Raw genomic sequence first — 12,254 nt, forward strand, 5'->3', positions numbered from 1 at the left:
TCGCTCGTCGTCGGTGAGCACGATGGGCACTGCTACCGGAGAAGGCATACGCACCACCGTACCCACTGACGGCGAATTAAAGACTCAGGACACTAGCCGCCGGTTGGCGGCGATGAAACTTGGCAGTCCGCACCGGCGGCGTGCAGCGCTTCGCCGAGCGCACCCGTCAGGATTCGCGGGTAGCGCCGCCACCACCACATTTCGGGATGGCCGCCGCCGTGAAACTGCGACAGCACGTAGCCGTCATCGTCGATGGTTGCCGCCCGGAACCTGCCGTCCAACCTTCTGACCTGGCCGTTCCAGCGGGCAAGCGAGTGGTCGTCGAGAAGCAGCCAGGCCTCATGGAGCCAGTTGCGGCAATAGAGATCGTTTGAGTATTCGTCAACATCGTCGCGGTAGCCGTTCTCGATGGCGGTCACCATCCGCGCCCAGGAGTTGACCCTGTCCGCGACCGTGAACGCTGTGCGCCAACCCCGCTGGTGCAGCAGCTGGCTTACCGCGGTCTCTTCCACGGAGCTGAGGATACGAGACCAGATCTATTTCGATGGGGAGATGGGGGTCGCTGTGCGAGGATCCGAAGCGTGACGTCGTCGGGGGTGAGCAAGGCTGACCGGCTCCGGCGTGCAGCCGGGTCCCGAGCTCTCGTGCGAATCACTCGGTCTCCGCGTAACGCCGACCGAGTCGACGGCATCGTCGTCGCTGTCGGCGCCCGGTGGGCCTTGATCGCGCACACCGGTGACGGAGGCTTCTTCGAGGGCTTGGTCGCCATCCGCGTCGAGGATGTGGTGAAGGTCAAGAAGGACTCCTCGTTCGCGGAGCGCTTCGCGCGGACTCAGCCCGAGTGGCCGCCCACCGCCCCGGCGGACCTCGACCTGGACACGACCGCGGGTCTGCTCCGGGGCATGAGCGCGATCTCGCCACTGGTCGCCATCGAGCAGGAAAGACGGTTCCACTCGTCGATGATGTGGATTGGTGTCGTCCACGAGATCACCAAAAGGTGGCTGTGGCTGCGCGAAGTCCGTCCGAACGCCACCTGGCACAAGCGGCCGCTCGGCTACAAGCTTCGCCGAATCACCAAGGTCTCCGTTTCAGACCGTTACCTCACCGCCCTCGCGGCCATCGCCGGGACCGGACCCACGCGCTGACCCCGAAGGATTGCCGCCGCGGGCGCCGCGGGCTTCGGCCGCGTCCAGGACCAGCTGCAGGGTCAGCTCGAACTGGTCCTCGCGGTCGACCTCGCTGAGGTGTTCGGCCACGCTGCGGATGTGCGGGAACCGGTCGGCCGGGAGCACCACGTACTCCCGGTCACAGGCCAGCCGATCCTCGCTCATCACGTCGAGCCCGACCGCGTGCACGCTCGCCTGGAACGCCGTCCAGGCCAGCACGGTGTCCGCCACGACCGGTACATGCTGGTGGCTTCCCGCCCGTGACCGTCGTCGGCGGTGACGCGGTCTACCGGTCCGGATCGCCGTCCGTCTCGAATTCGTCAGGTCAAGCCGGCCGGGGTGATCCACCGGTGGCGTAACTCGTCCGGAGGAACTATTCCGCGACGGGCAGAAGCGCGCGGCCCAGGGCGTACGCCGCGGTCAGATCGTGGCCGCGGTAGCCGGCGGCGGCCAGGTAGGTCAAGTGCTCGTCGGCGTTGACGGCGACGGTCGCGCTCAGATGCCGGAACAACGGCGCGTCGGACATCGAGTCGCCGTAGGCCACGCAGTGCCGACGCTGGATCCGGTGCCGCGCGCACAGCTCGTCGACGATCCGCACCTTGTCCGCGGGCGTGAGGATGCCGGCCGGGTCGGCGGCCGCGGTCAACGGCAACGGCGGGAATCGCGACGCGACGACCTCGTCGAAGCCGCGCTCCAGCAGGCGCACGGCGAAGAAGTTCGGCGACATCGTGATGACCGCCGAGCGTTCGCCGCGCCGGCGGATGTCCGCGCACACGTCGTCGATGCCGGCCAGCCAGGGACTGCCGGCGAACGCGGCCGCCACGAGCTCGGGTGCCAGATCCCGCCACAGCGTGCAGATCGCCGCCGCGAACCCGCGCGTGTCCAGCTCTCCGCCGGCGAAACGCCGCTCCAGCTCGACGAGGTCCGCCTCGGACCCGAGGGCCGCGGCAATCTGCACCGACGCCGTCGAGCCGGCCAGCAACGTACCGTCCATGTCGAACACATGCAGCACCGTCACCGATACACCCGCTCCTGCAGCCGGTACAGCTCGGCGTAGCGTCCGCAGGCCGCCATGAGCTCGTCGTGGGGGCCGAGTTCGGCGACCCGGCCGTCATCGAGCACGACGATGACATCGGCCAGACGCACGGTGGTGAAGCGGTGCGAGACGAGGACAGTGACCGCACCGTTCCCGCTGGCCGCCCGGGCCTGGGCCAGGAAATGACGAAACAGGTCGTGCTCGGCGAGCGGGTCCAGGGCCGCGGTCGGCTCATCGAGGACTACGCACGCCGGAGCCGGGCGGCCGGCGGCGGTGCGCATCAGCGATCGCGCCAGTCCCAGCCGCTGCCATTCGCCGAGGGAGGGCTCCACGCCGCCGAAATCCGCGCCGAGCCGGCTGTCGAGCCCCTGCGGCATGCCTTCCACGATCGTGCGGGCGTCGGCCCGGTCCAGCGCGGCCTGGATGACGGCCCGATCGCGTACGTGAGTTACGTCGCCGACCCCCACTGTCTCGCCGGCCCGTAGCCGCAGCCGGGCGAAGTCCTGGTGCAGGCCCGAACAGGCGGCCTGCCAGCGGCCACGATCCAGGTCGGTGAGCGGGCGTCCGGCCACCATGATCCGGCCGGCCGTGGGCTCGTAGACGCCGGTGAGCAGCTTGATCAGCGTGGACTTGCCGGCGCCGTTCGGGCCGACGACGGCGACCGTGCTGCCGGCCGGGAACCGCAGGGTGACGTCGTGCAGAACGTCGTCGTCGGCCGCCGGGTACCGGAATCCGACGCCCTCCAGGCTGATTCCGTCGCCCAGGTCGGCGGGCGGCGCGTCGCCCGGGCGCACCGCGTCGTCGTGGTAATGGCGCAGCCACCAGTAGTGCTCGATCACCTGGCCGGCCTCGGCCACCGTACTGAAGCTCTCCAGCATGGTGCGGAACTGGGCCTGAAGCTGGGTGGCCAGCGTGACGACCATGACCGCGGCGCCGAGGGTGGTCCGGTCCTCGCTGACCAGCCTGCCGACGATGATGATCGTCGCGGTCATCCCGGCCGCGTATGCCAGCCACCCGAGCACCTGGTAGATCAGGGCGTGGAGCCGGGCGCGGGTCTCCCGCCGGGCCGCGGCGGCCCACAGCTCACCCGCTCGCCGGCTCACCTCCGGGCCGCTGCCGCTGAGAATGACCTCCTTCGCCGGTTCCGGCTGGATGCACAGGTCGTGCAGGCGCTGCTCCTGCCGGACCAGCTCGGTGGTGGCGTCGCGGGCCCGGCGCAGCAGGACGTCGGCGCGCCGGTGGGCCAGCAGCAGCGGCATCGCCAGCGCGACCAACAGGCTCAGAAGAGGACTGATCGCCACGAGCAATATGACGGTGGTGGCGAGGCCGATGGTGGTGCAGGCCGCGTCGAGGGCCGACCACGGCAGCGCCGCGATCGCCCGGCTGTTGCCGAACAGGCGGCCCCAGCGGTCGATGTAAGGGCCGTGTTCGACGTGCGTGACCGTGGGGATTTCGGCGACGCGGCACTGGATCTCGCCGTTGAGCCTGGTCTGGACCCGCCCGACCAGGTAGAGAGTTATCGCCGTCTGCTGCCGCGCCGCCGTGTTGGAGACCCCGAGCGCCACCGCGGCGACGGCGATCGAGCCGGCCACACCGGCGGCGTGTCCGCTGCCGCTGGCGTCGATGAGATAACGCTGGCTCAGGGCGGTCGCCGCGACGACCACGCTCTGGGCCAGGGTCAGCGCGCACAACAGCGCCGCGGCCCGCCGGTCGGTGCGCACCGTCAGCCGGACCACGTAGGCCAGCAGCCGCAGTAACGGCATCATCGGGCCTCCTGCGCGAACGCCGCCGCCTGGACCGTGAAGAACCGCGCGTAGTCGCCGCCGAGGGTCATCAGCTCGTCGTGCGACCCGTCCTCCGCGACCCGGCCGTCCCGCAGCAGCACGATGCGCTCGGCCGGGCGCACCGTGGACAGCCGGTGGGAGATCAGCACCTTCGTGGCGTCGCGCACGCTCGCCACCACCCGATCGTGAAAGTCGGCCTCGGCCCGTACGTCGAGGTGGGCGGTGGGTTCGTCGAGCACCAGGATCCGCCGGCCGGACGCGGCGGCGCGCAGCACGCGGGCCAGGGCGACCCGCTGCCACTGGCCGCCGGACAGGTCGATGCCGCCGGTGCCCTCGCGCCACAGCAGGGTGTCGAGACCGGCCGGGAGATCGGCGGCGCCGGCCCGCTCCAGCGCGGCCAGGATGTCGGCGTCGTCGCTCGGACCGGCGCCGATGCCGACGTTGTCGCGCAGGGTGGCCGGGTAGCGCACGAAGTCCTGGAACAGCACGGCGAGCTCGCGCCGCCAGGTACCGGGATCGAGGTCGGCGAGCGGGGCGCCGTCGATGGTGATGCGCCCGGAGTCGGGGCGGTAGAGCCCGGCGAGCAGCTTCACGAACGTGGTCTTGCCGGCGCCGTTCTCGCCGACGACGGCAACCGTCTCACCCGGACGCATGGTCAGGCTCAGTCCGTTGAGGGCCGGCCGGGTCGCACCGGGGTACGTGAAGAACACGTTCTCGAAACGGATCTCCGGGGTCCGCGGCGCAGGGTCCGTGGCCGTCGGCGCCGCGGAGGCGGGACGGTGCCCGGCGGTGAGCTCGTCAGCGGCCCGGATGCCGCGCAGCCCGTACTCGATGTCATAGGCCTCGAAACCCATGGTGGCGATCTCGAGAATGCCCCAGGCGGCGATGACGTACATGACGAGCCGGGCCGGCTCCAGCTCGCCGGCCAGCACCGCGCGGGCCGGGATCGCCATGGCCACGGCGGCCGACAGCACGGTGAGCGTCACCGCCAGCCGCTGCCGGCGCCAGTTGCGGGCCATGGCCCGCCACACCGGCCCGTAGACGCGCATGCTGATTGCGGCGAACCGGCCGCCGAGGAAGGCGGCCAGGCCGTACATCCGCACGTCCTTCGCCGCACCGTAGACCGCCTGCTCCGAGACGTAGTACTGCTCGCGCTGCCCGAGCGTGTCCGCGTCGAGCACGTCGATGACCGCCATCCACTGCCGCTGCACGATCGCCCGTACGGCGATCGCGACGCCGAACAGCGCGACTGCCAGGACCGGCGCGAACGTCGCCAGCACGCACCCGGCCGCAAGCGCACTGAGCAGCCGGAACGTCAGCTCGATCTGGCCGCTCACCGCGCTGCCCGGTGAGCGGTTGCGGGCGACACCGGTCCCGGCGTCGACGGCCTGGGACGCCCGGTCCTGGAAGTGGGCGTCCTCGAGCCGGTCCAGCGTCGGCAAGCCGGCGGCCAGCGTCCGGACCGTGGCCCGGACCGCCCCGTCGATGCGGCTGACAACGACCGGGCGAACCACTGTCACGCCCAGCCATGCACCCTGGTCGACCAGCAGCAGCCCGCCCACCACGACGGCGGCCACGACGAGTTCACGATCCTCGTGGTGGCGGCTCAGCACCGCGATCAGCGCACTCACCGCGACGGCACGGGTGCTCACCATGGCCGCCAGCACACACTGCAGCAGCACGAGCACGCTGCCGGGCAGCAGACCCGCCTGCGGCAGGAGCCGCAGCAGGCACCACCGTTGAGCCGCCACCTCGGCCGAGTCTCGGACGTACCTCGGCAACAAACTGCCCTCCCGCATGCGCTCGTCGGATCGCTTCTTGCTACCGGCGCTGGCCACCGGCTGGGAATCGCGTATTTGCGGGACATGCCGCCCCCGGCGGGCCGCTGCGATGATCGCGGCACCCACCTGGAGGACGTATGCCGCCGGACGTCTCGGTTGTCATCCCCACCTACAACCGCGCGGAGCTGCTGCGCCGCACGCTGACGGCGCTGGCCGCCCAGCGGATGCCGGCCGAGCGGTTCGAGGTGATCGTGGCGGATGACGGCTCCGGCGACCACACGCGCGATGTCGTGCGGGATTTCGCAGGGGTGCTACGGATGGAATACCACTTCCAGAATGACCTGGGCTTCCGCGCTGGCGCCGCGCGCAACGCAGGCGCGCGCCTGGCCACCGCCCCCGTACTCGTCTTCGCCGACACCGGCGTGCTGGCCGGGCCGGACTTCCTCGACGCACACCTCGGCGCGCACCGCGGCCGCTCCGGACCGGCCCGCGCCGTCGTTGGCTACACGTACGGCTACCGGGTCGACAACCCGACGCCTGGCCTGGACGTCGCCGCTGCCACCATGACGCCCGAGGAGATCGTGCGCAGCTATGACGGCTCCCCGGCGCTGTGGGACATGCGCCATCCCGCCTACCTCGTCTACGGATTCGACCTGCGCCGCAGCCTGCTGCCATGGCAGTTCTTCTGGTCGGTCAACTGCTCGGTGCCGGCCGCCGACTTCCACGCCGCTGGCGGCTTCGACGAGGACTTCCGTAGCTGGGGAGGCGAGGACCTGGAACTGGGGTTCCGGCTGTTCCGGCGGGGACTGGAATTCCAGATCGGCTATGAGGCGTGGGCGGTCGACACGCCGCATCCGCGCGCCACCACCGCTGACATCGACACCAACCGCGGCAACATCCTCACCTTTCTGTACAAGCATCCGGAGCCGATCGTCGAGTTGCTGTGGGCTTGGTTCATGCGCGAGCAGCCGTGGTTCGGCCAGAACCACGACTGGTACGTCGAGACCGAGTACCCACGCCTGAGCCGGGCCGCCGCCGCCAGCCGAACCGTCGATGTCACCGGCGAGCTGGCCGCGCTACGCGAGCTGCCCGCCGGCACCCGGGTCGCCGTGCTCGGCTGTGGTGGCCAACTGCCCGGCGGCGTGGAGCCGGCCGCGCTGATCGACTTCGACCGGCAGCGGCTGCGCGAGCTGCCGGCCGCGCTGTCCCACTCGGTCCACCACGCCGTCGGTATCCGCACCGTGCTGCCCGACGACGCCGTCGACCTGGTGTTCATCACGTCCCGGCTTGCCCCGCTGTGGCCGCGCTGGGGACCGCTGATCCTCGCTGAGGCCCGGCGGATCGGCCGGGCGGTGCGCGGGCCACTGGTGGCGGCCGAGCCCGGCTGACCCGGGTTGCCCGGATTGGTTAAGAGTCCGGCCTGGAATTGCGCATCGAAATTCGTGCACCGTCGCGGAATTGCCCGCCCGCTGTCCGTGCGAATGGAAGATCGTTCGCAGGATTGACGAAGTTGAAAATAGACCTAGGAGGCAATGCCACCCCGGTCGCCCAGGAAGCGACCCAGCAGCGCCGCGCGGGTCAGTTCCGCCTTATTTCCGGCGCCGCCGAGCTTGGCCCGGATTCGCTTGACGTACGTATCGACGGTGTGGCGGCTGATCCCGAGCCGGGTGGCGATCTGGCTGTGCGTGAGCCCCTGCGCGATCTGCCGCAGCACCTGTTCCTCGCGCCGGGACAACGCCGCCTCGGGGTCCGCGGCGGGCGGGCTCGGCGCGCCACCGCGCGCTTCGGCGGCAGCGTCGGGTTCACCGGCCGGCCATCGCGAGGCCGCGGCCACCGTGCGAATTGCCTCGATGAGCACGCTTCCGGGCACCTGTTTACTGATGATCCCGGAGGCGCCGCACGCCAGATAATGCTCGACGCGGGGCGAATCCTGCGCGCACAGGATGAGGATTGCTGCCGTTTGGGAACGCTGCGCGATATACGGACACACCTCGTCCTGGACGAGCGCGTCAGGATCGACGAGTACGGCGTCGGCGAGCCAGGAGGGTGCGGCGTCGGGCTGTGTGCCGGCGCTCATCACCTTGATTCCCTCATCCGAGAGGATGCGAATCAGGCCGGCCAGAAAGATCGGTGAACTGTCCAGTATTTCAACTCGAATCACGCTAGCCCCCATGACGAGTAGAGGTATCGCCGAATTGAAATGGCGAAGCCCCGCATCCAGCCGTATGTAACAAAGAATTGGCCGCCCCGTACGATCACTCATTGACGACTGTAGCAGCATTAATTCGGTTCGGTGTACCGGTTTCGAGGGACATAGACCCGGTCCGCGGCCTGCGGCGACGGGGAATTCCGATCGATGAGGCTCGCTGGACGCGCGCTGACCGGCCGGGTAGCTGGGCACGCTCCCACGGCGGGCGTCATGCCATCCGTACGGATGGATCAGGCCGGCGGCGCCGGCTGGTCGTCCCGTCCTGCCGCCATCGCGGCGTCGGCGGCGTGGCCGATCACCTGGCGCATCCAGTCGTCGAGGTCGTCGCCGGCGAGCGCGGCCGCCTGGCGCCAGAGCCGCTCCTGCTCCGCGGAGACGCGCAACCTCCGCCCGTCCCGGCCGCCCGGCCGCACCTCCTCGGTGGGGCCCGGCGGCGAAACCTCCGCCGACTGGCGCCCGCGCAGCTGACGGCGCAGCTCGTTGCGTGACCATCCGAAGTGTTCGGCCCGGTCCAGCCAGCGATCCTGCTCGGCCTGGCCCAGCCGGCACAGCTCCGCGTGGTGCTGGAAGCTCAGCCGCCCCCGCCGCCGGTGCGGCGGATAGCGCCGCGCGACCCACGCGTAGTTCCGCAGCGTCTGGTAGTGCAGCGCGGTCTCCTCGGCCGCCTGCCGGTACCGGTCGGGGTAGGAATCCTCGCCGTAGACGAGCCAGTCGCCCAGCCACCAGGCGGTCGCGTCGGCGATCACCCGCAGCTGTCGGCCGACCTTGAGCCACGCGTCGAACGGAAAACCCTCGGGCAGCTCCAAACCGGTCGCGGCCGGGTGCGGCAGCGCCGGCGGGCGGACGCCCTCAAACATCACCCACCGCCTCGTGCGGGCCCAGGACCAGCCGGGCCACCTCGGGCCGGCGCAGCAACAGGCGCTGCGGGTGAGGGCTGCGGTGAATCGTCACCGCGGCGCTGATGTCCGGTGTCGTGGCCTCGTCGAGGTAGGTCGCGTCGTTGCTGATGACCACGGTCGTCATGATATCCGTCGATCGCGCTTCGAGGCCGACCGAGAACTGGTACGTCAGCGACGCCGCCAGTTGCCGCAGGAACACGGCCCGCTCGGTCGCGCCGTAGGCATCCGGGTCGCCGGTGCCGGCCAGCAGCACCGGCATGGCCGGCTCGACCGCGGCCACTGCCTCCAGCGCCGCGGCGGCGGTCTCCACCTCGCCGGCGAGCCACCGGTGGTGCACCACGTGCAACGGCCCGGCCACCTCCGGCGGCACCTGCTCGTAGTCGAGGCCGAAGTTGGTTCCCACCAGATACCGGAAATCGCGCAGATGCAGCTGCTCAAGCGTCGGCGGGTTGATCGCCACCAGATCGGTGATCTGCGCGCCCTGCGCGACGAGTCGATCGGCAACCGCGTTGGCGAACCAGGCCGAGCTGCAGTAGCCGACGATCCGGAAGCGGCGTGGCGCGGCCAGGGCGCCGATCGCCTCGAGGGTCGCGTCCAGCATCGGCTCGAACGACGCGCCGGGCAGCGCTGGGTCGTCGCCGACCACCGGCAGGAACCCGTACGCCGCCGCGGCCGGGCGCCGGCCGGCCACGGCCCGCCGCAGGTCCGACACGGTCGCCGGCGTCGGCCCGAACAGCAGCGTCACCGGCGCACCGTCGTCCGCGCCGTCGACCAGCCGGACCGGCATCGCCGGCGGCGGGGCCAGTGGCCGGGCATACGCCGCGATCCGGGCCGGCGATCCGGACACCACATCGGTCGGCAGCTCGATGCCGAGCAGTGCCGACAACCCCGACCGCACCGCGGCGAGCCGTGCGGGCTCCACCGTCTCGGCCAGCGGCCGGGTCAGAGCGACCCGGGCCGGCGCAAGCGCGGTCCGGCACTCGTGCAGCACCTCGGCCTCGACGTGATCCAGGATCTCGCGGGCCGCTTCCGACGCCGAGCGGGAGCCGCCCGCGGCTGAGACCTGGTTCTCCTGCCAGGCCCGCTCGGCCGCCTCGGCGATCGCCTGCACCGTGCGTCCGAACAGGACGTCGTCGAGCAGGACCGGCCAGCCGTCCCGGCGCAGCGCGGCGACGAGCCGGGTGGCCAGCAGGGAGTTGCCGCCGGCGTCGAAGAAGTCGCTGCCGGGCTCGATGTCGTCGACCTCGAGCAGGTCGTGAAAGAGCCGCTCGACCAGGGCAACCGCGGTCATCGGCCGGCCGCGACCACGCCTGCCGGGGCCAGGTAGGCAGCCAGGTCGAGCCCGGGGTAGCGCTCGGCGACCTGGGCGCGGATCTGCGCCGTCCAGTACGGATCCTCCGGCAACGGGAAGCCCAGCGCGCGCAGCTGCTTGGGGGAGGCCTGCTGGATGAGATCGATGAGGGGCGGCCAGCTGCCCGCCTTCGGCCAGCAGTGGTACCCGGCCCAGGACAGGCCGCGCGGCTGGTAGCCGACGCTGATGACGAACCGGCTGCCGCCGGGCCGGGTCAGCGCCGTGCCTCGGTGGAACACGTCGGGCGAGTACACCAGGAGCGAACCGGCCGGCGCGTAGGCGCTCTCCTCGAGGTCGTACAGCCATTCGTTGCCCGCGCGTGCCATGAACTCCGGGTTGATCGGCAGTTCGGTGGTGTGTCGGCGCGGCACCAGATGGGTCGGGCCGAGGTCGGGGTCGACGTCGCTGAGGTACAGCATTGCCTCCATCTGCCGGTACTGCGGCCGGGACTGATCGGGCACGACCAGCGTGTGGTTGCGGAAGTCCCGGTGCAGCAGCTGGTCGTAGTCGGCCGCCTCGGTGTACTTAGCCCACGCGTGCGCCATGTACAGCGTCGGGGAACTCCCCAGCAGCAGCTCGGCGACGTCGTAGATCGCTTCGTGGAACGTGGTGCGGCACATCGCCGGGCTTTTCCAGAACGGGAACTCGGTGATCCCGACGAACTGCTCGCGGCGCAGCTCAGGGTCCGGCTCCCGCCAGACCGACCGCATATCCGGGTAGTACTCGTGCTGCAGGTCGTGGCGAGCCTGCGCGATTTGGGACGTGTTCAGCAGGCCGCTGATGACGAACCAGCCGTCGTTGTTCCACAGTTCGCGCAGCCGTTCTGGGTTCGTGTCGGGTGAAACCACCGCCATCGTTGCTCTCCTCTCGGGAATTTCGTCAGCGCGCGCGGGCCGCGAGCGCGTGCCCCAGCTCGTGCGTCGCGGAGGTGCGCTGGGTGCCTTCGGCGACCCGGGCCAGCTGGACGTCGCGCCAGTAGGCCTCGAGCGGGTTGGCGGTCAGCAATGTCGCGCCGCCGCCGTGCTCGACGAGCCGGGACACGGCCGAGAAGGCCAGCGCGGCGATCGAGCTCAACAGTGCGGTATGAGCCGGGTCGGCGGCGTTGCGCTGTTCGGTGCCGGCCAGTGCCGCCGCCTCCAGCCGCCCGACCCGGGAGTAGAGGATCGCGCGGGCCTGCAGCAGGTCGGTCGCGGCCGCGCCGAGCGCGGCCTCCAGCAGGGCCGAGCCGGCCGGGCCGAGCCGGCCGCCGCGAGCGCCCAGGATCGGCGTCGCGACCGCGATGGCACCGCGCGCGGCCCCCACGAACACGGCGTTCTGCAGCAGCAGCGAGTGCCAGCCACCGAAGTACCGGCACGCCGGCGGGCGTACCGACGGGTCGTTCAGGTCGAGAAACGGGTGGACCCGGTGCGGCGGGACTCGTACCCCGTCGAGGTGCACGAAGCCGGTCAGCGAGCCGCGCATGCCGTGCAGCTCGGTCGACGGCTCGCAGCGGATGCCCGGGGTGTCGTCGCGGATGAAGACCGTGCCGCCGCCCTCGGGCAGGTCCGCCGTGGTGGTGATCCAGCGGGCGACCGGAGCCCCGGAGCAATACCGCAGGACACCGGTCACCACCAGGTCGGCGCCGTCCCGCGTGACCGCGAGTCCGGAGCGCGCGTGTGAGCCGGCCAGCAGCGCGCCGTTGGTGGCGATCTCGGCGAAGTACTCACCACCGCCGCCCGAGGTCAGCGTCGGCAGCAGGAAGTGCAGGCCGTACTGGATGGTGAGCAGCCATGCCAGCGACGGGCTGGCCACTGCCACCTCTTCGACCGCGCGGGCTGCGAACGTGATGGAGCGCTCGGTGCCGCCGTGCTCGGCCGGCACGCAGTCGGCCAGGAAGCCGGCCGCGACGACCTTCGCCAGCGCGTCGGCCGGGTGAGCGTCGCCGGCCAGGTCACAGCCGGCCAGCAGCTCGCGCAGCTCGGCAAGCCGGGCCGCTTCGGCGGCGCTCAGCGCCGGGCCGGTCAGCTCGTCGATATCGGGGTCGGCCAT

At 71.1% G+C, this 12,254-nt stretch carries 12 protein-coding genes; 2 read left to right on the plus strand and 10 right to left on the minus strand.

The genetic code is table 11. The features are described from left to right. Positions 1–92 precede the first annotated feature (92 nt). On the minus strand, positions 93–512 hold the full coding sequence (locus AB0E90_RS47220) for a hypothetical protein (protein ID WP_360419502.1): 420 nt from the start codon (positions 510–512) through the stop codon (positions 93–95). 132 nt (positions 513–644) lie between these two features. On the opposite strand from AB0E90_RS47220, the gene AB0E90_RS47225 reads away from it, so the two are divergent. After that, positions 645–1,145: a hypothetical protein gene (locus tag AB0E90_RS47225; protein ID WP_360419504.1), complete on the plus strand. Its 501-nt coding sequence runs from the start codon at positions 645–647 to the stop codon at positions 1,143–1,145. Here the strand turns inward: AB0E90_RS47225 and AB0E90_RS47230 are convergent. From AB0E90_RS47230 to AB0E90_RS47245, 4 genes are all read right to left on the minus strand, one after another. Then, positions 1,089–1,397, minus strand: coding sequence for a hypothetical protein (locus AB0E90_RS47230; protein ID WP_360419506.1), 309 nt, complete (start codon positions 1,395–1,397; stop codon positions 1,089–1,091). The genes AB0E90_RS47225 and AB0E90_RS47230 overlap by 57 nt on opposite strands. Before the next feature lie 142 nt (positions 1,398–1,539). Continuing rightward, positions 1,540–2,184 (minus strand): HAD-IB family phosphatase, encoded by a 645-nt coding sequence (locus AB0E90_RS47235; RefSeq protein ID WP_360419507.1) that lies wholly within the window; start codon positions 2,182–2,184, stop codon positions 1,540–1,542. Then, the gene (locus tag AB0E90_RS47240) at positions 2,181–3,968 is read right to left on the minus strand and encodes an ABC transporter ATP-binding protein (protein ID WP_360419509.1); all 1,788 of its coding nucleotides are present in this window, start codon (positions 3,966–3,968) and stop codon (positions 2,181–2,183) included. The genes AB0E90_RS47235 and AB0E90_RS47240 overlap by 4 nt, the downstream gene beginning before the upstream one ends. Continuing rightward, the gene (locus tag AB0E90_RS47245) at positions 3,965–5,737 is read right to left on the minus strand and encodes an ABC transporter ATP-binding protein (protein WP_360419511.1); all 1,773 of its coding nucleotides are present in this window, start codon (positions 5,735–5,737) and stop codon (positions 3,965–3,967) included. The genes AB0E90_RS47240 and AB0E90_RS47245 overlap by 4 nt, the downstream gene beginning before the upstream one ends. Positions 5,738–5,904: 167 nt before the next feature. Here AB0E90_RS47245 and AB0E90_RS47250 point away from each other — a divergent pair, with 167 nt between their 5' ends. Further along, positions 5,905–7,155 (plus strand): glycosyltransferase, encoded by a 1,251-nt coding sequence (locus AB0E90_RS47250; RefSeq protein WP_360419513.1) that lies wholly within the window; start codon positions 5,905–5,907, stop codon positions 7,153–7,155. A gap of 134 nt (positions 7,156–7,289) precedes the next feature. Here the strand turns inward: AB0E90_RS47250 and AB0E90_RS47255 are convergent, their stop codons facing one another. From AB0E90_RS47255 to AB0E90_RS47275, 5 genes are all read right to left on the minus strand, one after another. After that, positions 7,290–7,928 (minus strand): response regulator transcription factor, encoded by a 639-nt coding sequence (locus AB0E90_RS47255; protein WP_360419515.1) that lies wholly within the window; start codon positions 7,926–7,928, stop codon positions 7,290–7,292. A 278-nt stretch (positions 7,929–8,206) separates the two neighbouring features. Continuing rightward, a complete protein-coding gene (locus tag AB0E90_RS47260) occupies positions 8,207–8,833 on the minus strand; it encodes an LmbU family transcriptional regulator (RefSeq protein ID WP_360419517.1) in 627 nt (208 codons plus the stop codon). Beyond that, a complete protein-coding gene (locus AB0E90_RS47265) occupies positions 8,826–10,166 on the minus strand; it encodes an acyl carrier protein (RefSeq protein WP_360419520.1) in 1,341 nt (446 codons plus the stop codon). The genes AB0E90_RS47260 and AB0E90_RS47265 overlap by 8 nt, the downstream gene beginning before the upstream one ends. Then, on the minus strand, positions 10,163–11,080 hold the full coding sequence (locus AB0E90_RS47270) for a phytanoyl-CoA dioxygenase family protein (protein WP_360419522.1): 918 nt from the start codon (positions 11,078–11,080) through the stop codon (positions 10,163–10,165). Before AB0E90_RS47270 ends, AB0E90_RS47265 begins: the two co-directional genes overlap by 4 nt. 25 nt (positions 11,081–11,105) lie before the next feature. Beyond that, positions 11,106–12,254: an acyl-CoA dehydrogenase family protein gene (locus AB0E90_RS47275; protein ID WP_360419524.1), complete on the minus strand. Its 1,149-nt coding sequence runs from the start codon at positions 12,252–12,254 to the stop codon at positions 11,106–11,108.

The sequence above is a fragment of the Actinoplanes sp. NPDC026619 genome (assembly GCF_040638295.1).
Classification (GTDB): Bacteria; Actinomycetota; Actinomycetes; order Mycobacteriales; family Micromonosporaceae; genus Actinoplanes.